This window comes from Flavobacterium bizetiae (genome assembly GCF_024271895.1).
In the GTDB taxonomy this organism is placed as follows: domain Bacteria; phylum Bacteroidota; class Bacteroidia; order Flavobacteriales; family Flavobacteriaceae; genus Flavobacterium; species Flavobacterium bizetiae.
The window spans coordinates 5,678,924-5,699,937 of record NZ_CP091861.1 but is presented as its reverse complement, the minus strand read 5'-3'; the positions used below and the strand labels follow the sequence as shown (position 1 = coordinate 5,699,937).

Genomic DNA, 21,014 nt, shown 5'->3' with positions numbered 1-21,014 from the left:
TAGAAACTTAGTGCCTTAGTAGCTATTCAAAACCTATAACTCGACATGAACGCTTTTCTTCATCAGTTCGTTCATTCGTTTTTTATCTCCTACGACCCAGATAATATCGTTTTTTTCTAAAATCAAATGCGATTCCGGGTTTAAAATTCGATTACCATTTCGTTCAATTCCCACAACAAGTCCGCCGGTTTTTTCTCTAAACTGACCTACTCTTTTTTGTATAAAATCATCAGTAGAAATTTCTAACTGGCGTAGTACAATATCTGATTCTTGTGAGTTATTTGCCGCTTCAACTTCATTTTGCAAGTATTTGGTAAACTCTGTAATTTGCTCATCGGTACCAATAACACAAATTTCATCACCGGGAAACAAACGTTCGTTTTTAGTCGGAATAGGAATTGTAATTTCACCACGACGGATAAAAGCAATATTGATTCCCATATTTTCACGAATGCGCAATTCTTCTAGCGTTTTTCCCGCCAGATTAGATTCTTTTCCAATATCAAAAATAGACATGTGACCATCCCAAGGCATTAAATTCGCATATCTTCGGTCGATTTTTTTGTTCTCGCGATCGTTAAGGTTCTTTAAAAAGTGAGTTTCAATTTTATGATATTGTTCGTTTAATTTCTTCGGAAACAATTGATATGCTCCAATAGCAATGATCAGGGCAACAAACGCGACCAAAGGCGAGAAGAAGATATTCAGTAAAAATCCAACGAAAAATAAACCAAGGCTCATTCTAATCAAAATCAACATCAAAAGGGCACCGCGATATTTTCGTTCTTCCCAAAGTTCTTCTACTTCCGCAACTTTTACACGTCGTAACGAAAGTGCCCATAAAAACGGAGCAATAACAACCAATGTTATCAATGCGGCCAAAGTATTCCCAAAACGAGTATCAGCCACTAAAGGCGCTACAAATTTTGATGACGATAAAATAATCGCAATAATAATAATCGTATGCAATACAATTTGAGTAATCGAAGCACGAAGCACAATTTGCCACGTACTGACAGATTTTATCGCCTGTGCATTCACACTATATCGGTTAATATTTTTAATCCATTTTTTAGGTAGTTTTTGTTCTAAATATCCAGAAAACGGATCAGAGTATTTAATCAAAAACGGAGTCGTAAATGTCGTGATGGCAGACACCGCCACAATTATAGGATACAAAAAGTCACTCGTTACCTTAAGCGTCATACCAAGAGTCGCAATAATAAACGAGAATTCTCCAATTTGGGCTAAACTCATACCTGTTTGCACCGATTGTTTAAGAGGTTGCCCCGATAATAAAGCCCCAATAGATGAACTAAACGCTTTCCCGAAAATTGTCAATAATGTAATAAGAGCCACCGGCAACATATAGGTAACCAATGTTTCCGGATTAATCAACATTCCTACCGATACAAAGAAAACCGCACCAAACAAATCTTTTACAGGCTGAATCAAATGTTCGATTTTTTCGGCCTGAGTTGTTTCTGCAATAATAGAACCCATTATAAAAGCACCAAGAGCAGGCGAGAATCCTACATTTGCCGCAAACATTACCATCATTAAACAAAGTGCTAACGAAATAATAAGCAGCATTTCATCCGTTAAAAGATGTTTGGCTTTTTTCAGGATTGTTGGAATAATAAAAATTCCGCCCAAAAACCATATGATTAAAAAGAATACTAATTTTAAAACCGATTGTAATAAGGCACCGCCCGAAACCTGATCGCTAACTGCAATTGTCGATAATAAAACCAACATCAAAATCGCAACAATATCCTCAACAATTAAGGCGCCAAATACAATTCCGGCAAACTTTTTTCCCTTAACACCCAATTCATCAAATGCTCTGATAATAATCGTAGTCGACGAAATCGAAAGCGTGGCACCAAGAAAAATACTGTCCATTTTGCCCCAGCCCATCCATTGCCCAACACAATAACCTATGAGGGTCATGAATAAAATTTGCGTTATGGCAGTAATCGAGGAAGTTCCCCCAACTTTCATCAATTTCTTAAAACTAAATTCGAGCCCCAGACTAAACAATAAAAAGATCACGCCAATTTCTGCCCAAACCTCCACACTTTTCATGTCAGTTATCGAAGGGAAAAAATCAAAATGATTTCCAGCTAAAAATCCGGCAATTAGATATCCTAATACCAGAGGCTGTTTCATTTTTTTAAATATCAAAACAGCAATTCCGGCGGTCATCAGGATTAATCCCAAGTCGCTTATAAGTGGTTGTAAGTGGTGTGTAGTCTCTGCTGCGGCGCTTAAGGCGATCATAAAGTGGTATTTAGTATTAAGGAGCTAATCCAGCTTTCCATTTCAAGCTTTTGTTCAAAACGCCTATTTTTTAAGCAATTCCAGGAGCTTCCGCTGGTCGCTCTGTCTCTGCAAAAAATATGGCTTTTTTCTCAAAAGGCTTTTCATTTCAATCTGGGCTAGATTCACGATTTTAAATAAAAAAAGCTATCTCGATAAAGATAGCTTTTTTTGAGAAAATATTTTTAGTTTTCTTTAAATTCCTACGTAATTACTAGGAGTTATTGCCATTAATTCAGCTCTGACAGCGTCAGAAACTTCAAGAGTAGCAATAAAATTATGAATTGCTTTTTTGTCAATAGCTTCATTAGTTCTTGTCAAACCTTTCAACGCTTCATAAGGATTTGGATAAGCCTCACGACGTAAAATTGTCTGAATAGCTTCAGCCACAACAGCCCAGTTTTTCTCTAAATCTTCAGCAAATTTACCTTCATTCAAAAGCAATTTGTTTAAACCTTTTAGCGACGCTTCAAAAGCAATAATCGTATGGCCAATTGGCACACCAATATTTCGTAAAACAGTACTATCAGTTAAATCACGTTGTAATCTTGATACTGGTAATTTAGCAGCTAAATGCTCAAAAATCGCATTTGCAATTCCTAAGTTTCCTTCAGAATTTTCAAAATCAATCGGGTTTACTTTATGTGGCATAGCCGAAGATCCAATTTCTCCCGCTTTGATTTTTTGTTTAAAATAATCCATCGAAACATACGTCCAGATATCACGATCTAAATCGATAACAATGGTGTTGATTCTTTTTAAAGCGTCAAAAAATGCAGCAAAATGATCATAGTGCTCGATTTGAGTAGTTGGAAAAGAGTGGTGTAAACCAAGATCAGTTTCAACAAATTTATTTCCAAATTGTTTCCAGTCGATTTGTGGGTATGCAACATGATGCGCGTTGTAGTTTCCTGTAGCACCACCAAATTTAGCTGCAAACGGAATATTAAATAACAAACGCATTTGTTCTTCAAGACGCTCTACAAATACCAAAATCTCTTTACCCAAACGAGTAGGAGAAGCTGGTTGTCCGTGCGTACGAGCCAACATCGGAATGTCTTTCCATTCTACGCTTAATTCTTTCAATTTAGAAATTAAAGAAATTAACGATGGCATATAAACCTGCTCAAACGCATCTTTTGTAGAAAGCGGAATCGCAGTATTATTAATATCCTGAGAAGTTAAACCAAAGTGAATGAACTCTTTGTATTGAGATAAGCCTAGTTTTTCAAAAGCATCTTTGATAAAGTATTCTACCGCTTTTACGTCGTGGTTGGTTACTTTCTCCGTTTCTTTTATCCAAAGAGCATTTTCAGTAGAGAAATTTTTGTAGATATCGCGTAAACTGTCAAATAAATTAGGATTTACATCTGCAAGTTGTGGCAAAGGAACTTCGCACAAAGCAATAAAATATTCAATTTCAACTAATACGCGGTATTTGATTAAAGCTTCTTCAGAGAAAAATGGCGCTAATGAAAGGGTTTTACTTCTATATCGTCCGTCGATTGGTGATATAGCATTCAATTCGTTTAAAGTAGTCATTGTTATGTTGTTTTTCGAAAGGCACAAATATAAGCTATTGTTAAAACTTCTGAAAATTACCGAAGAGTTATTATAGCACAAACTAATAATTAAATTATGGTTTTAAAAATTTTATCCCAAAAGGTAAAATAGAAACCAAAATTATGAGATTCATTTTTATGATGGTCTGCATGAAATTTTGTTGTCGAAATCCATTTTGTCAAAAGACTTTTATACCAAAATTCCGGAAAAATATCCGTTTTTAAATGCCCAAATATTCCGTATAAAAGATTTAAGACCAGATAAATTATAATGCTGATAAAATTAAACTCAAATATAGTAATAGAAAACAGCCATATAATCCCAAACCCAAAAGTTTCTACAGGATGAAGTACAAATAAGCTGTAAACACTTGTTTCGACATGCGTATGGTGAAGCTGATGAATAGGATAAAACCATTTTAACTGATGCACCAGATAATGAAAAACAAACATAAAAAAGTCCATTATAAAAATCAACAGCAAAGTATCCGATAGTATCGATACAAGTGAGGTTGAAAAATCTATTTTGAGGATCTCATAATGGTACAATTCATATCCCAATAGCGTTATTAAGGTATTACAAATAAGAGTCGACAAAATCCATTTTCGATCTGTTTTACTAAGTTTTGTATTTTCATATTCAATTATTTTTCCCAGCATTATAGAAAGAAACAGCAGAACTGCATTTTCTGCCAGAAAGAAAATAAAGAGCGTAAAAAAATTGAAGTGAGATAATTGCTGCAGCCAGCTTTCGAATATCATGATATGTTTTCTATTTCAAATAATCTTTCTCTTAATTCCGCAACACCTTCAGAAGCAACTTTGGCAATCACTTCAACTTTGTTCTGAATATTCGGGATTGCAATAGGTTTAGGATCAATATAAAAAACAGGCGTAATACTATAGGTATATGAGATTAATCCTGCCGCCGGATATACCTGCAATGACGTACCAATTACAGCAAAATAATCAGCAGTTTCTGTAATTTCAATAGCTTCTTCAAGAGCTGGAACATCTTCGCCAAACCAAACAATGTGCGGACGTAACTGGTGTCCGTTTTCGTCCAAATCGCCCGTGTACAAATCGTCTGTCCAATCCAGAATTAGGTCGCGATTTTGTATGCTTCGTACTTTTAGTAATTCTCCATGCAAATGCAAAACTTTTGTACTTCCGGCGCGTTCGTGCAAATCATCTACATTCTGCGTAATAATATGCACATCAAAATCCTTTTCTAATTCGGCTAAAATATAATGCCCTAAATTAGGTTTCACTTCTTTCAGTTGTTGGCGTCTTTTATTATAAAAGTCCAAAACCAATTCCTGATTTTTTCTCCAGCCTTCAGGAGTTGCTACTTCCATTACATCATGTCCTTCCCATAAACCATCGCTGTCCCGAAAAGTTTTAATACCACTTTCGGCACTTATTCCTGCTCCGGTTAAAACAACTAATTTCTTTTTCATCATATTCAAATTAAAAAGATAAAAATAGGGAATAAAAGAATGAAAGCCTAGACTTTGTGCCGTTAGCTATTAGATATTAATCGAAAATAAGAAGGTGAATAAATATAGCCCACTTACAACACGCAGACGAGTATCAAATCTAAATTACTATCAATATTATACACCTAAAAACACATTTTTACTTTTTATTTTTTTGCCAACAATAAAAAAAGGTAATTATACTTATTGTAAGGGTCTTACAAAATGTCTACTTTTATTTTGAAGTAAACCAAAACAAAATTTCAATGATTTTAATACAATTTACCGGTTTGTCAGGTTCAGGTAAAACAACATTGGCCGAAAATGTTCGCCATTTGCTAATGGATAAAAGTTATAAAGTCGAAATAATTGATGGAGATGTTTACCGCCAAACCATTTGCAAGGATTTGGGATTTTCTAAAGAAGACCGGTGCGAAAATATAAGACGTTTGTTTCAGGTGGGACAAAATTTTGTTGCAGAGGACGCCATTGTTTTAATGTCGGTTATTAATCCTTACGAGAATTTGCGAAATGAACTAAGAACATATGAATTTGTTCGAACCGTATATTTAGATTGTTCGATACCCAATCTCATCAAAAGAGACCCAAAAGGATTGTATAAAAAAGCTTTATTACCCAGTCATGACCCTGACAAAATCAATAATTTTACGGGAATAAGCGATGTTTTTGAGGTGCCATCCAGTGCAGATTTAGTTTTAAAAACTGATTTTGAAAATGTTTCTTTTTCAACCCATAAATTGTATAATTTTATAATAGACAATATCTGATTTCGAGTAATTTAATCCTTAAAAACGTATGAATCCTTCTTCGAGTAAACTTCCTGTTTCTTTTTCTATAGACAAATTACAAAATGACCTTGTTGTATGCGAGAATGATTTGTGGACACCACATTTTAATACCTACAGATACGAAGGAAACTGGACCAGTATTTCTTTACGATCGCAATCTGGTTTGGCTGATGATATTTTGTCATTTCCAAATGCAGCCTATAAAAATACCAGCTTATTAGATCGCTGCGAATATTTTAAAGAAATTATGGATTGGTTTCAATGCGAAAAAGAAGCCGTGAGATTACTTCGATTAGATCCTAAAAGCGAAATTAAAGAGCATGTAGATAATGACACATCGTATGATGATGGATTTTTTAGAATTCACATTCCGATTATAACGAACGATGATGTATTTTTTTATGTCGATAAAAAACGTGTTCCTATGCAAATGGGAGAATGCTGGTACGCCAATTTTCAGCTTCCGCATAGTGTCGAGAATAAAAGTGCTGAACCCCGCATTCATTTTACACTTGATTGTATTAGAAACGATTGGTCTGACGAATTGTTTACAAAAATGGGTTTTGATATCAATGAATCATCCCAAAATAAACAATATTCAGATGAGATGAAACAGCAAATTATTGCTGAACTTTCCCGAAATCCATCAGAAGCAGGGGATAAAATTATTGCAAATCTACAATCGAAATAAAATCATGGAAAACACACATCATCCACTTTTTAATTGGATTCCTGTTAAGTTAATCGAAAAAGATAACGAGATTTATTTTGAATGGATTTATTTGGGAGATCTAAAATATGCTGATCCTTTTTTTGATGAAACGATTGCAAAATGCAAAAGTCATGCTTTTAATTCGAAATCATTTAAGGTAGTAAGTAGCGTAGAAAATCTTATAGAATGGTCTGATGAGTTAATTTCGGTTGATTTAAAATCGTTGGTTTTTCATGTTTCAAGATGTGGTTCTACTATGTTGAGCCAATCTTTAGCTTCGTCTTCAGAAAATATTATGGTTTCTGAAGCACCAATTATCGATCAAATTTTAAGAAGTGATCTTTTTAATGATGATAAAAAAAGTGTACTGATAAAGTCTGTACTAAAATTATTGGGTCAAAAAAGATTTCCGGAGCAGCAACATTTAATTATAAAATTGGATGCCTGGCATATTTTTAAAGCTTCGTATTTAAGATCACTTTTTCCTGAAATTCCATTTGGTTTACTTTATAGAAACCCAACAGAAGTTTTAAAGTCGCATCAGAAAATGGCGGGAATGCACATGGTTCCTCATGTTTTGCCTTCAATTATTTTTGGAATTTCGGCTAAAGAAATCAATGAAATTAGTTTTCAGCAATACGGAGGATTAGTTCTGGAGAAATATTTTCAGGGATTTCTGGATTTTTATAAAAGAGATACCAACGTGGTAATGCTTAATTATAATGATGGAATGAAAGCCGTTCTGGAGAAATTTATTTCCTTCATAAAAGTGGAGTATGTTGATGATGCATTAGAAAAAATTTATGATCGTTTAAAAAGACATTCAAAAAACCAAAGTGTCGTTTTTACCGGAGATCAGTTTAAGGAAGAAGCGTTGCAAATTGATTTTTCGAGATTGGATGTTTTACATAAAAAACTGAATGATAGTGTAGTTGCCTATTAAGATTGTTGAAAATTGAGGTGAAATTTCGTTCTGTTTTAATTATGGTGTATTTTTGCGGCAAACAGAAATAAAATGATTGATTTAGATTACCTCGCTTTCCTTGAAAATATACTAACAGATAATCGTAAAGAAAAATTCTTAAAAGTACTCGGAAATCGTACAAAGCATTTTACAGTTGTTGTAGAAGATGTTTTTCAGATGCACAATACAAGCGCGGTTATGCGTAGTTGTGAAGTTTTTGGAATTCAGGAATTAAATGTTATCGAACAACGTTACGGAAAAAAGATCGATAAAGAAATTGCAATGGGTGCTCAAAAATGGGTAGACATTAATCAGTTCGATTCTGTCACGAATTGTATTTCGACTTTAAAAGATCAGGGATATCAAATTATTGCCACAACGCCTCATGAGAATGATTGTTTGCTGGAAGATTTTGACATTACAAAACCAAGTGCTTTATTTTTTGGAACAGAAAGAGACGGATTATCCGAAGAAATTCTGGAAAAAGCCGATGGTTTTCTTAAAATACCAATGGTAGGTTTTACAGAGAGTTTGAATATCTCTGTTTCTGCAGCCATCATCATTCAAAACTTAACCAACAGATTACAAAAATCAGATATCAACTGGCATTTATCCGAAGAAGAAATTCTGGAGAAACGTTTGGCCTGGGCTAAAAATTCGATTAAAGATATTAAACGAATCGAAGCGCGTTATTTCGAAGAGAATCCGAGATAAAGTTACTAAGAGACTAAGGTTCTAAGTCACTAAGGAAAAAACTTAGTACCTTAGTAACTTAGAATCTTAGTAGCTTAAGATTATTTCTTCAAAAACAAAATAAACCCCAAAACACTAACAATTAAAATAGTCAGCGCAGCTATAACCATGGTAAGGTCCCGAATGTTTTTTCCTGCCCAATCCATAAATAAAAATTTGTGGAGTATGGCAAAAGAATAGCCTTCGACCAGATCACTGTTTTTAACTACTGCGGCTAATCTTGAGGTCGAAGTTTCGATGAAATAAGTTGTTTTTTCGGGCGTGTCATAAGCCAGTTTTATAACCGGCAATCTTTTGTTGACAAAGCCATATTCGCGACTATTAAAATCAGTTAAAAGTTTAGTATCTAACAATTTCACGTTTTCTAAAGAAACCTGAGGTTCGTCTGAACTATGATCCATTTCGCAACAAGCGGCTTTTGGAGCTCCGTCTGTAAAATAATAAGCCAGAAATTCAGCGTATTGAAAATCCAGATTGGGCTTAACTTTATTGTTTGCGGCATTAATATAAACGACCTCAGATTTTGAATCCTCTTTTTTATTCCATTTTGAATTTGAATCTGATTTTGATGTTTTGAATTTTTGTTTTTCAAGCAATTGACAACGGAAATAGGTTGTATCATTTAAGGTAATAATACTCGCATTCTGAAAACGGCTCCAGTCTAAATCCAGATTAGTATTGGCAACCGAAATTTCTTTGGTTTTGAATGTTGGTTCGTAAACCATTTGCGATAAAGTATACGGATTCCATTTTGTTGTGGCATGATAAGCACCGCTAAAAGCAAATGTCAGGGTAAAAAGCGAAATCCAGATACCAATTTGACGATGGTATTTTCTAATGCCTTTTTTAGGTTGTAAAGAGTCTGTTTTTTTAAATTGTTTCCATAATAAGCCATAAATCACGATTCCGCTTATGGCCGAAAATCCAATGATTGATAGCAAGAAAATCATCGTAATAATTCGGATACTATTGTTTGATATTGCATCGATAAACGACCAATTATGAAACGTATCAAAGAACCAGATAAAGGCTTGTCTTGATGTTGGATTATAAGTGGCGAGCTTGCTTGATGATGTTTCGACATAAACCTGCATGGCGTCAGGACGATCGAAACTTAGTTTATATACCGGTAAATAACGATTTACATATTTGTATTGCGAAGTAAATTCGGTTAGGATTTCGCTTTGTTTAATGGCGCTTTTTTGATCGTCGAGAAAATAACGCGAAAGCCATTCGGCATATTTTTGATCTCCGTTCTCCAGTTTTTTTGCGTTCGAAGTATCGAAATAGATCAGTTCGCCAAATATTGTTTTTACCTGATAAAAAGTGGCGTTGTTGAACGAAACGATTCGGAAATTTTTGAATTGTGTGATTTCATTTTTTTGTAAAACTTCCTGAATCGAAAAGTGTAATTGAGTTTTATCAATTATTGGTGTTTCCAGTTTATCGTGCGCAATTTCTGGTTTAAAGAAATGCGCCATAAATGGGTGCATTAATCCTGATAAAGTCCAGAAAATGACCGGAACAATAGTTATTAAACCAATTGTTCGATGCCACTTGTACATGTTCTGCTTGACTTTTTTGACAAATTTTGAATCTTTCTTTTTAGATTTTTTGTCTTTGTTTGTTTCTTTGCTCATTGTTAGGTTTTTTAGCCCCGATGGAGGCGATATCCTTTTTATGGCTTTTTCTGCCATAAAAAGATAAAGCCGAGAGCGGGATTAGCTTCTAATAATTATTATTTTATTGCCACAGATTAAAGGACTAAAAAAGATTATTTTAGAAAATCGTTCTAATCATTTTAATCTGTGGCAAAAAACTCTATTTTTTTAATGAAAAATTATACTGTATTCCAAATACAAAAGTTCTTGGAGCTGCTGCTGTATAAGTAGGTTGAGCGTTTGCGGTATTGGCCCTCGAAACATTATAAGCGTATAATTTATCGGTTAAATTGAGTACGTTTCCGTAGACTTCAATGCTTTTCCATTGATAACCCACTCTGGCGTTGAATAAGTTATAACCACTATATTTTACGGTATTAATCTGATCCTGGTAATAACTCCCGACCAATTGCCATTCGACAGAAGTTCTAAGATTTGGAAGCCAGTTGGGATAATAACTTACCTCAGAATTTCCAGACCATTTTGGTGCTGCCGGCATTTCTTTCCCGTCCAGATTCTGAACAGGATCGCTTGGTTTGTCAGAAAGTTTAAAATCGATATAAGTATGTTGCGCATAAGTTCCGCCAAGACGAATGTTGAATTGTTTTGAAGGACGATACGAAGCGCCAAACTCAACACCTTTGTGACGTGTTTCTCCAGCCGAGCGATAATCTGTCGAGTTATCAGGAAGTTTAATGTTCAAAAGTTCATTTTTTCCTTCCATATAATATAAAGCGTAGTCAAAATTTAATTTGTTTTCGAAGAAAGAAAGCCATCCTCCAACTTCGTAATTATTGAAAGTTGCGGGATCCAGATTATAATAAAAATCAGCAGGAACGCCAGTTGTGCCGCCAGTTCCGGGTTTGGTTCTAAAGATTGACGTAATTCCCGGAGGCGCAAAACCTTGGGAATAATTACCGTAGAAACCGGCAAATTCGGTTGGGTTGTAGTTGGCTCCGGCTTTAAAAGTCATTTTGTCATAAACTTTACTTCCGGTCGAATTGTCAAGCGCGTTGTTGTAATTGACTTTCATATTATCGTAACGTCCGCCAACGGTAATAATTAGTTTTTCGATTGGGTTAAAACTCAATTGCGCATATCCGGCAGAATTGAAGATGTCAGCTGTATAATCGGCTAATTTTGAGTCCGGATGTTGGGCAACAATCTCGTACGAACTAACAGTTTGTTTGCCAGCTTCTCCAGGGTTTAGATTGGCTTTTAGATCAATAACATACGACCAATACGTCACGGGAGAGTAATCGTATAAAGCTCCGGCAACCAATTTGGTGTTCAAAAAATCGAATTTTTGAGTATGTTGCCCAATCGCGCCATAACTTTTAAAATTATTCGAGTTGACTTCGCCTTTTGCTGTAGTAGGATTTACGGTTGGACTCCATCTAATTCCGTAAGAAGGATTTTGTCCCAATTTATTATCACGCAAATATCCTGTAATATAACTGCTTGAATTGCTGTTCCAGTCGTGTTCTAATGTTAATCGTGTTCGTAAAGCGTCAGATTTTCTATAAGTGAAATTAGAGGTACTTTGGTATGTTCTGTTATTAAAAGCATCTTCATTAACCGTTCCGCTCATGTCCGAATAATATTTTCCATACATCGTATTGCTAATCAATCGGGTCGAAGAGGAGATGTTGTAATCGATTCTCGCATTCAGATTGTCTTTATTATAATCAGAATAGGTCATCCAGCCATTTTCCTGCAAACTCGAAATTCCGGCAATATGAAAACCGACTTTGCCAATGGTTGCGCCACCAGCGGCCTGAAATCTTCTGTATCCGTAATTATCAGCCTGAACGCCAAATTTAAATTCGGGATCAACAGGAGGTTTTTGCGAAATTAAATTAATCGTTCCGCCAACCGCTTCGGGTCCGTACAAAGACGAAACGGGGCCTTTTACCACCTCGATACTTTGTATATTAAACTGGTTAATTTCTAATAAAGCATTGTGGTTAAAGATTCCCATTGGGCGAATAGGCAAACCATCTTCGAGATATAAATAATAAGCATTGGTTGTCATAGGCTGACGAATAGACATCATGTGCTGCTCATTTCCTAAATTTACCATTAAAACTCCCGGCGTTTTATTGATGATTTCATAAACCGCTGTTGCCTTAGTTTCGTTGATCGTTTTGGCGGTCAGTTTGCTTATGGCAACCGGAGTTTCTTTGCGCAAAGTTGCGGTACGATTTGCGGTGATAAAAACATTATCCAGTTCCTGAGATTGTGTTGTGTCTTGCTTGACTTTGTTTTGCGCTAAGACACATTGCCCTATAATGAATAGAGCGAAGTATATTTTCTTCATTTTAAATGATATAAATTTTATAAAGTACCGGACATTCTCTTGATAGAATGCCGAAAAAGCTTTTCAAAAGAATTGAAAAGCGGGACTAAAATCTATATCAAATAAGACGGTGGATGAAAAGTACTATTCGAAACCGAAACAGGTTTTTTATCTGTAGGAGCAAAGATTTTCGCTCTCGATTCTGTTGGTGGAATTATTTTAAAATCGGTTATAATGATATTCTGAATGTAAACCACTTCTGCTTTTTCTTTCAGATTGTCGTGCATTCTTTTTTCGTTATCATCATATTTTTTCAAACTTTTCTGAAGTTCGCATCGACCATTACAACTATTAAAAAGCATTTTGCGTTGTACACAAATAGTCTTTGAGATTTCTTCCTGATTGAGCTTAAATGCCGTATAAACGCAGAAACTGCCAAATGATGGCATTAAAAGCATGAAGGAAAGAAATATAATGACGATTTTTCTCAAAGCTTGTTTCGTTGTTTTTTGAATCTTTATTTTAAATGCAAATTAAAAGTTGAAATGTATCTTTAGATACATAATATTGGTAGTCTATTTAATTTGAAATTCGTTGGCGTGCCGTAGGTACGCAATGATTCTCGTTTTGTTGCGTACCTACGGCACGCTAAATTTCTTGATTACTATTTTGTACCAATATTTAGTGGCTAACGGCACAAATTTTAAAAATTTTATGCTTTAGTATGAAACTATAAAGTATAATTTAAGTTGATACTCCATCTGTAATTCGCCTCCATATTACCACTTGATAAATTTTGGTTAATAGGCAACATCGCATTTATTCCTACCGAAAATTTATCTTTTCCGGCTTCGATCCCAAATTTGCTAAACAAAATATCGCCAGCTGTATTAGGTAAATCCAATCCGTGTTGTTGATTGGTTTGATAAACTTCGCCTGCTAAACCTGCTTGCGGAACAATTTGAACTGATTTTAAATCGAACAAATAAAAGAACGTTCCGGCATAATTAAACTGATCGCCGTATTGGTAATTTTTACTGTTTTCGGTTTTAAAAATGTAGTTCAAAGTGGTGTTTAAACCTAAGTTTTTATGCTTAATCACATATTCTGAAACTATCGGAAAATCCCAACTTCCGGTTCCTAATTGAAAACTCTGATTTACGCTTCCTAAATTATTCGCTTCTTTAAATTTCCCGGTCGGAAGTTTTACACCACCACCCAAATTTATTTTATGCGTAAAAAACGTGCTGTCTTTTTTGGTTTCAAAAACCGTGTACAAAGCCATTACCGTAATATCGCCTAAACCTTCGATATTTTCTGTTCCGGCAGTTAATTGTCTTTCGTTAAAATGATAGGGAACCAACGCCGAAATCTGAATTTTGTCCGTCACAGGAACTCGCGCCCAAGCCTGAATTGTATTGAAGTTTTCATCAATCCACGGCGAATTGGCAAAAATCCCGTCGCGACTCGTATAACTTTGTTTCATATATCTCAATCCCACAAAATTATTGTTCAGCATCGAACCAAAACCCATACTTCCGCCACTTGCCGAACATCCGCAAGCATCGCAATCAAAATCTTCCATCATTGCCAAACGCTGAAAAGTAAAGGCCGAAATACTATCTTTTACGGTAAAACTAAAGGCCGAAAAACCAACCAAAAGTGTCAACATTACTATTATTTTTTTCATTTTAAATTGTATTATTTTTAGGAGCTGATCCCGCTTTTCGTTTCAAGTTTTTTTCAAAATCAGATTTTTCTATGTTTTTACAAAGCTTCCGCTGGTCGCTTTATAAAACCCAGAAAAATTAGGTCTTTTTTCAAAAAGGCTTTCCACTTCAATCGGGGCTAGGACTCCGGTTTTCATTATGATTTTTGTTTTTTGCCACAGATTACACAGATTAAAATGATTTTTTTTCAAATCTGATTTTCAATTGATTTTTAATCTGTGTTAATCTTTTTAATCTGTGGCAAAATTTTATTTCTATTATTTGAGTTGCTTCCAGCTTTAGCTGGAGTAATCCATTTGCATTTAATCTGGGCTTTAGCCAAATACAAGTTTGGCTAAAGCCTCTATTTAGTCTTTTACTATTTAAATCCAGCTAAAGCTGGACGCTATTCATAATTGTTTTTGCCACAGATTCCACGGATTAAAATGATTTTTTAAATATGATTTTAAATTACTTTTAATCTGCGTTAATCTGCGTAATCCGTAAAACCCGTGGGCCAATTTTCTTAAAACTCCGAGAAACGTTTATCTGTCAAATACTGATTGTCCGTCAGTGTTTTCAAAAAGGCAATTATTTGTTTTTTCTCATTTGCGTTAAGAGGTATTCCAAATTTCCCGTTCTGTTTTAATATAGGATCTAATGTTGGAGAATCCTCTATACCACTCGCATAATGATCCAAAACACCTTCAAGTGTTCCGAATCGTCCGTCGTGCATATAAGGCGCTGAAACTTCTACATTACGTAAACTTGGCACTTTGAATTTGTAATAATCGCTTGCTAATTCGGTTACTTTATAGCGACCAACATCGTTTACCATTGGATTTACTGCTAAACCATTATTCCGAAACGAATTGTCGGTTTGTAAATCAGTTGCATGGCATGAAGCACATTTTGATTTAAATAAATCATAACCTGCCAATTCATCAGTTGAGAATGTTCCGCCAGTTTCATGACGTCGGTATTTATCGAATTTTGAATTGGATGAAACGACCATCACCATAAATTGCGAAAGTGCTTTCAGCATATTTTCGGTTGTAATCGCATCATCGCCAAAAGCTTGTCCAAATAATTTTTGATAGTCTTTATCGGCTTTCATCATTTTTAGAATAGCGTTCAAATTTCCGTTCATTTCGATATTACTCGTAAGCGGAATTATAGGTTGTAAGTCTAAATGATCTGCGGCTCCGTCGTACATAAATGTAGTTTGGTAAGCCAGATTCTGAATCGATGGCGTGTTTCTGGTTCCTTGTGCATTATCGACACCATGACTCACCGTGTGTCCGTGATGTGTAAAGGCGTTGGCTTGTATGTGGCAAAACCCGCAAGAAACGACTCCGTCAGACGCTAAACGTCCGTCGTAAAATAGTTTTTTACCCAATTCAAATCCTTTTTCTGTTGGCGGATTCAGTGCAATATTGTAGGCTAAAGCAGGAAAGTTTGACGGAACTGTAAATTCCAGAGGAATGTTTACATATTCGTCTTCTTCACTAGAGCAGCTCCATAACAACGGAATCATCAGCCATAGAAAATATTTTATTTTCAGCATGATTTTTTATTTTTAAAAAGCAAAACCGAATATTTTTTACCACAAATTGCACGAATTTCCGCGAATTATAATGGGACTAAAATTTTCTTATAATGATTGCTTCTTTGGTTGTTAAAAGCACAAAAAGTTCTGGTTTAGCCCCGATAGAAGCGACATCCTTTTGTGGCGGGGTTCGCCACAAAAGATATAGTGAATAGCGGGACATTACTTTTGGAAAAACGAAACTTTTGTGCTCCTGAAAAAATTAATCGTTATGTACGTGATCTACTTTAAACATAGCCGAAATGTTTTGGGTAATCAAGGGTAGATTGGCACCGCCCATAATCATAGCGCCCATTCCGCCAGGGTTGTTGTCAGAAAGTTTGATTTTGTTTTTACCGTCGATGATTTTAGAAAGATCTGTAATAATGTGAACGGCAGGAGTGATGTTGTCGCGAACCAAAGCTTTTGTTGGCAGATCTACGGTTACTTCGGTATAATTATAATCGGTTCCGGTTTTTCCGGTGTGAATCATAAAAGGGGTTGCTGTAGTAACAGTTGCTGAGGTAAAAGTGCCTTCTAGTGCCAGAAATTTATATCCTGCAGCCCAAGACCACAACATGCCGGCATCATTTGCCTGAGCCAGAAAATCGCCTTGTCCCGCAGCGCCTAATTTCCATTGGTCTTCGTCAACTCCAATTCCAAATTTTACTTTTACGTAATCTCCGGCAGGAATATCTGTGAGTTTAAATTGTTGTCCGGCTGCGGTAGATTCGTCAGCAATAAAATAGCTTTTACTTTTTGGGTAAGTAAAAGTTGTTCCGTCAGCTTTTGTAAGTACAACGTTGCTTACGATATATTTTACAAGGCTAATTTTAAGGACTTCGTTGTTAGAAGTTGTGTTTCCTTGTGTGTTTAAAATTAAATCGTTCGCGCCAAAAGCGTTGTCGAATTTTAAAGTAAGGTTTCCGTTTCCTGAACTTGTTTCGTTGTTATCGTCGTTTGAACATGAGATAAATGCTATAGAAATTGCTACAAGAGCAAGGGCTTTGTATAATGTGTTTTTCATTGTATGAATTTTATATAATTTGAATTTAAAATGTGCGTAAAAACGGTTTCGTTGTTTTGGGAACAACGAAAAAATCATTTCAATATGAATTGAAATGTGATTTTAAAAATTATATAAAATAGGATGGAGGACGAAAAGTAGTGGTCGAAACGGCAATAGGTTTTTGATCTAACGTAGCAAAAAGTGCTGCTTTAGATTCTATTGGATTGACTAATTTGAATTCGTTTGTAATGGTATTTTGAAGGTAAACAATCTCTACTTTTTCTTTTAGATTGTTTTGCATTTTCTTTTCGTTGTCGGCGTATTTTTTTAAACTTTTTTGAAGTTCACATCGACCGTTACAGGAATTAAAAAGCATTTTGCGTTGTACACAAATGGTTTTCGAAATTTCTTCCTGATTTAATTTGAAAGAGGTATAAACAAAGAAACTGCCAAAAGATGGCACCAGAAGCATAATAGAAAGAAATATGATCAATATCTTCTTCAAGAGTTGTTTTTTTGTTTTCGAGAGCAAAAGTACATTTTATTCGTTTTGTTTTTAGTTTTTATTGAAAAAAAGTTTTAGTCGCGGTCGCAGTCGCGGTCTCAGTCACAGTCACAGTCACAGTCTCAGTTTCAGTCTTTGTCTTCGTTTTCTTTTGATTATGAAAAGTATTCAAAAGAAAAACCCGACAGATTTTAAAAATCTGTCGGGTTTGATCTAAATTATTTATAGGCAAAGTTTCAAAACTGAAAACTGTGACTGAAAACTGAAAAATTATTCTTTAACAATAACCCAGGCTCCTGAAGCTAATAGCGTTTCTGCTTTTTTGAATTTCATTGTTTCTGTTTTACCAGTAGCAACTTCCTGAATTGTTACGTTGTCATTACGATTGATTTTTGGATTATCTCTCACAATGGTTTCTGTAACCTGACGTTGTTGTGTTTCTCCAGCTTCGCGGTTGATGTCTTCGCTGTTTACAATTTCGTCTTTGCTTAACTTGAAGTTTTCTTTTTGGCGAACTTCTCTTGCTTCGTGAATTTCAGGAACGTTTTGAGCTGGTAAATCACCTTTGAATAAGAATGAAATCACTTCTTTGTTAACGTTGTCTAACATTCCTCTAAACAAATTAAATGCTTCTAATTTGTAAATAAGCAATGGATCTTTTTGTTCGTGAACGGCTAACTGAACAGATTGTTTCAATTCGTCCATTTTACGTAAGTGTTTTTTCCAGGCCTCATCAACAATAGATAATGTGATGTTTTTCTCGAAATCAGCAATTAACTGAGCACCTTGGCTGTCGTATGCTTTTTTCAGGTCTGTAACTACATTTAGCGTTTTGATTCCGTCAGTAAACGGAACTACGATACGCTCAAAATGATTGTTTGGCTCTTCGTAAACTCCCTGAATAATTGGGAAAGCTTCTCTAGCGCTTCTTTCTGTTTTTTCAGTATAGAAAGCTAAAGCTTCTTTGTACACTTTTCCGGTTACTTCAATATCTGATAATTTTGTAAAATCTGCTTCAGAAATTGGAGATGTAATTCCGAAATAACGAATCAAATCAAAATCAAATGTTTTGAAATCATTGGCTACTTTATTGTTGCTTACGATTAATTCGCAAGTATCATAAAGCATGTTTGCGATATCCAGTTTCAAACGCTCACCAAATAAAGCGTGACGACGACGTTTGTATACTACTTCACGTTGAGAGTTCATTACGTCATCATATTCTAATAAACGTTTACGAACACCAAAGTTGTTTTCTTCTACTTTTTTCTGAGCACGCTCGATAGATTTAGTCATCATAGAATGTTGGATAACTTCACCTTCCTGAAGTCCCATTCTGTCCATCACTTTAGCAACTCTTTCAGAACCAAATAAACGCATTAGGTTATCTTCAAGAGAAACATAGAATTGAGAACTTCCCGGATCTCCCTGACGTCCTGCACGACCACGTAACTGTCTGTCTACACGACGGGAATCATGACGTTCTGTACCCACGATTGCTAAACCTCCGGCAGCTTTTACTTCTGGAGTTAATTTAATATCGGTACCACGACCAGCCATGTTTGTTGCAATAGTTACAACTCCGGCTTTTCCTGCTTCTTCTACGATTTGTGCCTCTTGTTTGTGCATTTTAGCATTCAAAACGTTATGGGTAACGCCTCTCATTTTCAACATTCGGCTTAATAATTCTGAAATCTCTACAGAAGTTGTTCCAATTAATACTGGTCTTCCTGCGTTTGATAATTCAGTAACATCTTCGATTACAGCATTAAATTTTTCACGTGTAGTTTTGTAGATGTAATCTTCTTTGTCTTGTCTTGCAATCGGACGGTTGGTTGGAATTTCCACCACGTCTAATTTATAAATCTGCCATAACTCTCCAGCTTCTGTAACCGCCGTTCCTGTCATACCACCTAATTTGCTGTACATTCTGAAATAATTCTGTAATGTAACAGTTGCAAATGTTTGTGTAGCAGCTTCGATTTTTACATTTTCTTTTGCTTCGATCGCTTGGTGTAATCCGTCAGAATAACGACGACCATCCATGATACGACCTGTTTGCTCATCGACAATCATAATTTTGTTGTCCATGATCACATATTCTACATCTTTTTCAAAAAGAGCATACGCTTTTAAAAGCTGAGTAAGAGTATGGATACGCTCGCTTTTTACTCCAAAATCCTGGAATAATCTTTCTTTAGCTTCTGCTTCACCATCTTTATCCAGTTTTTGTTTTTCGATCGCTGCGATTTCAGTTCCAATATCCGGAAGTACGAAAAAGTCAGGATCTGTATCTCCTGAAAGGTATTGAATACCATTATCAGTCAATTCAACTTGATTGTTTTTTTCTTCAATTACAAAATACAAAGCTTCATCCACTTTATGCATTTCGCGATTGTTATCCTGCATGTATTGATTTTCGGTTTTTTGAAGCAATTGTTTGATTCCTTCTTCACTCAAAAATTTAATTAATGCTTTGTTTTTAGGTAAACTTCTGTAAGCTCTCAATAATAAGAATCCACCTTCTTTAGTGTTTCCTTCTTTGATAAGTTTTTTAGCTTCTGCTAAGAAACCATTCGCTAACTGACGTTGTTGTGCAACTAAGTTTTCGATTTTTGGTTTCAACTCATTAAATTCATGACGATCTCCCTGAGGAACCGGTCCTGAAATAATAAGTGGTGTTCTTGCATCATCAATTAATACAGAATCGACCTCATCGACAATTGCGTAGTTGTGTTTTCTTTGCACTAAATCTCCAGGAGAATGTGCCATGTTATCTCTTAAGTAGTCAAAACCAAATTCGTTGTTGGTTCCGTAAGTGATATCAGCATCGTATGCTTGTTTTCTTTGTTCTGTACTTGGCTGGTGATTATCGATACAATCAACAGTTAAACCGTGAAATTCGAATAAAGGCGCTTTCCATGTACTATCACGTTTTGCCAGGTAATCATTCACTGTTACTAAGTGAACACCGTTTCCTGTTAAAGCGTTTAAGTAAAGCGGAAGTGTAGCTACTAAAGTTTTACCTTCACCCGTTTGCATCTCTGCAACTTTACCTTCATGTAAAACCATACCACCAATTAACTGAACATCATAATGAATCATGTCCCAGGTAATTTCTTTTCCGGCAGCATTCCATTTGTTTGCCCAGGTTGCTTTGTCACCTTCTATAGTAACATAAGTTTTTGTAGCTGAAAATTCGCGGTCTTTTGGCGTAGCAGTAACTTCAATAAATGAATTGTCTTTAAATCGACGCGCTGTTTCTTTAACGACAGAAAAAGCTTCCGGAAGAATCTCTAGTAAAGTTTTTTCTGAGATTTCGTATGCTTCTTTTTCAAGAGAATCGATAGCATCATAAAGATCTTCTCTTTTGTCGATGTCTTCGATGTTTTCAACTTCTGCTTTAAGAGCAGCAATTTTAGCATCTTTATCAGCTCTTGCTTCTTTTATTTTTTGTTTAAAAAATACGGTTCTAGCTCTCAATTCGTCGTGAGACAAACTCATTAAGCTGGTTTCGAATGTTTTAATTTTGTTTAAATAGGGCTGTAAAGCTTTGACATCTTTCTGTGATTTATCACCTACAAAGACTTTAATAATACTGTTTATGAAACTCATGATTTATTGTATTTCTATTTTATGTAAA

The 21,014-nt window shown here is 35.3% G+C and carries 16 protein-coding genes; 4 read left to right on the top strand and 12 right to left on the bottom strand.

Annotated elements, in window-relative coordinates; all coding sequences use genetic code 11:
- Positions 1-33: 33 nt before the first annotated feature.
- The 4 genes from L0669_RS23420 to L0669_RS23405 all read right to left on the bottom strand — a co-directional run bounded on the left by L0669_RS23420 (position 34) and on the right by L0669_RS23405 (position 5,344).
- Positions 34-2,283: a cation:proton antiporter domain-containing protein gene (locus L0669_RS23420; RefSeq protein WP_173970629.1), complete on the bottom strand. Its 2,250-nt coding sequence runs from the start codon at positions 2,281-2,283 to the stop codon at positions 34-36.
- A gap of 234 nt (positions 2,284-2,517) precedes the next feature.
- Positions 2,518-3,864 carry an adenylosuccinate lyase gene (purB, locus tag L0669_RS23415; RefSeq protein WP_263760328.1) on the bottom strand — a complete coding sequence of 449 codons (1,347 nt, stop codon included), beginning with the start codon at positions 3,862-3,864 and terminating at the stop codon, positions 2,518-2,520.
- Positions 3,865-3,953: 89 nt separating this feature from the next.
- Positions 3,954-4,646 (bottom strand): sterol desaturase family protein, encoded by a 693-nt coding sequence (locus tag L0669_RS23410; RefSeq protein WP_263760326.1) that lies wholly within the window; start codon positions 4,644-4,646, stop codon positions 3,954-3,956.
- On the bottom strand, positions 4,643-5,344 hold the full coding sequence (locus tag L0669_RS23405; protein WP_263760324.1) for an SIR2 family NAD-dependent protein deacylase: 702 nt from the start codon (positions 5,342-5,344) through the stop codon (positions 4,643-4,645). The genes L0669_RS23410 and L0669_RS23405 overlap by 4 nt, the downstream gene beginning before the upstream one ends.
- Before the next feature lie 284 nt (positions 5,345-5,628).
- Here L0669_RS23405 and cysC point away from each other — a divergent pair, with 284 nt between their 5' ends.
- From cysC to L0669_RS23385, 4 genes are all read left to right on the top strand, one after another.
- Positions 5,629-6,150, top strand: coding sequence for an adenylyl-sulfate kinase (cysC, locus tag L0669_RS23400; RefSeq protein WP_263760322.1), 522 nt, complete (start codon positions 5,629-5,631; stop codon positions 6,148-6,150).
- Positions 6,151-6,178: 28 nt separating this feature from the next.
- Positions 6,179-6,862, top strand: a complete 684-nt coding sequence (locus tag L0669_RS23395) for an aspartyl/asparaginyl beta-hydroxylase domain-containing protein (protein ID WP_263760320.1) — start codon at positions 6,179-6,181, stop codon at positions 6,860-6,862.
- Between the two features lie 4 nt (positions 6,863-6,866).
- Positions 6,867-7,826: a sulfotransferase family protein gene (locus tag L0669_RS23390; RefSeq protein WP_263760318.1), complete on the top strand. Its 960-nt coding sequence runs from the start codon at positions 6,867-6,869 to the stop codon at positions 7,824-7,826.
- A 72-nt stretch (positions 7,827-7,898) separates the two neighbouring features.
- The gene (locus tag L0669_RS23385; RefSeq protein WP_121320266.1) at positions 7,899-8,561 is read left to right on the top strand and encodes a TrmH family RNA methyltransferase; all 663 of its coding nucleotides are present in this window, start codon (positions 7,899-7,901) and stop codon (positions 8,559-8,561) included.
- 80 nt (positions 8,562-8,641) lie between these two features.
- Here the strand turns inward: L0669_RS23385 and L0669_RS23380 are convergent, their stop codons facing one another.
- The 8 genes from L0669_RS23380 to secA all read right to left on the bottom strand — a co-directional run bounded on the left by L0669_RS23380 (position 8,642) and on the right by secA (position 20,986).
- Positions 8,642-10,240, bottom strand: coding sequence for a PepSY-associated TM helix domain-containing protein (locus L0669_RS23380; RefSeq protein WP_263760316.1), 1,599 nt, complete (start codon positions 10,238-10,240; stop codon positions 8,642-8,644).
- A gap of 181 nt (positions 10,241-10,421) precedes the next feature.
- Positions 10,422-12,581: a TonB-dependent receptor gene (locus tag L0669_RS23375; protein WP_263760314.1), complete on the bottom strand. Its 2,160-nt coding sequence runs from the start codon at positions 12,579-12,581 to the stop codon at positions 10,422-10,424.
- A gap of 92 nt (positions 12,582-12,673) precedes the next feature.
- The gene (locus L0669_RS23370) at positions 12,674-13,051 is read right to left on the bottom strand and encodes a hypothetical protein (RefSeq protein ID WP_263760312.1); all 378 of its coding nucleotides are present in this window, start codon (positions 13,049-13,051) and stop codon (positions 12,674-12,676) included.
- Positions 13,052-13,290: 239 nt separating this feature from the next.
- Positions 13,291-14,250 (bottom strand): transporter family protein, encoded by a 960-nt coding sequence (locus L0669_RS23365; protein WP_263760310.1) that lies wholly within the window; start codon positions 14,248-14,250, stop codon positions 13,291-13,293.
- 545 nt (positions 14,251-14,795) lie between these two features.
- Complete coding sequence (locus L0669_RS23360; RefSeq protein WP_263760309.1) at positions 14,796-15,836, bottom strand: cytochrome-c peroxidase; 1,041 nt, start codon at positions 15,834-15,836, stop codon at positions 14,796-14,798.
- 244 nt (positions 15,837-16,080) lie between these two features.
- Positions 16,081-16,884, bottom strand: a complete 804-nt coding sequence (locus tag L0669_RS23355; protein WP_263760307.1) for an MbnP family protein — start codon at positions 16,882-16,884, stop codon at positions 16,081-16,083.
- 109 nt (positions 16,885-16,993) lie between these two features.
- Positions 16,994-17,371: a hypothetical protein gene (locus tag L0669_RS23350; RefSeq protein WP_263760305.1), complete on the bottom strand. Its 378-nt coding sequence runs from the start codon at positions 17,369-17,371 to the stop codon at positions 16,994-16,996.
- Between the two features lie 270 nt (positions 17,372-17,641).
- Positions 17,642-20,986, bottom strand: a complete 3,345-nt coding sequence (gene secA / locus L0669_RS23345) for a preprotein translocase subunit SecA (RefSeq protein ID WP_263760303.1) — start codon at positions 20,984-20,986, stop codon at positions 17,642-17,644.
- Positions 20,987-21,014 lie beyond the last annotated feature (28 nt).

Excerpts from the sequence above, each read along its gene's own strand:
- cysC (WP_263760322.1), top strand. The coding sequence starts at position 5,629 with ATGATTTTAATACAATTTACCGGTTTGTCAGGTTCAGGTAAAACAACA.
- purB (WP_263760328.1), bottom strand. The coding sequence starts at position 3,864 with ATGACTACTTTAAACGAATTGAATGCTATATCACCAATCGACGGACGA.
- L0669_RS23385 (WP_121320266.1), top strand. The coding sequence starts at position 7,899 with ATGATTGATTTAGATTACCTCGCTTTCCTTGAAAATATACTAACAGAT.
- L0669_RS23355 (WP_263760307.1), bottom strand. The coding sequence starts at position 16,884 with ATGAAAAACACATTATACAAAGCCCTTGCTCTTGTAGCAATTTCTATA.
- L0669_RS23375 (WP_263760314.1), bottom strand. The coding sequence starts at position 12,581 with ATGAAGAAAATATACTTCGCTCTATTCATTATAGGGCAATGTGTCTTA.
- L0669_RS23360 (WP_263760309.1), bottom strand. The coding sequence starts at position 15,836 with ATGCTGAAAATAAAATATTTTCTATGGCTGATGATTCCGTTGTTATGG.
- L0669_RS23405 (WP_263760324.1), bottom strand. The coding sequence starts at position 5,344 with ATGAAAAAGAAATTAGTTGTTTTAACCGGAGCAGGAATAAGTGCCGAA.
- secA (WP_263760303.1), bottom strand. The coding sequence starts at position 20,986 with ATGAGTTTCATAAACAGTATTATTAAAGTCTTTGTAGGTGATAAATCA.
- L0669_RS23395 (WP_263760320.1), top strand. The coding sequence starts at position 6,179 with ATGAATCCTTCTTCGAGTAAACTTCCTGTTTCTTTTTCTATAGACAAA.
- L0669_RS23365 (WP_263760310.1), bottom strand. The coding sequence starts at position 14,250 with ATGAAAAAAATAATAGTAATGTTGACACTTTTGGTTGGTTTTTCGGCC.
- L0669_RS23420 (WP_173970629.1), bottom strand. The coding sequence starts at position 2,283 with ATGATCGCCTTAAGCGCCGCAGCAGAGACTACACACCACTTACAACCA.
- L0669_RS23380 (WP_263760316.1), bottom strand. The coding sequence starts at position 10,240 with ATGAGCAAAGAAACAAACAAAGACAAAAAATCTAAAAAGAAAGATTCA.
- L0669_RS23410 (WP_263760326.1), bottom strand. The coding sequence starts at position 4,646 with ATGATATTCGAAAGCTGGCTGCAGCAATTATCTCACTTCAATTTTTTT.
- L0669_RS23390 (WP_263760318.1), top strand. The coding sequence starts at position 6,867 with ATGGAAAACACACATCATCCACTTTTTAATTGGATTCCTGTTAAGTTA.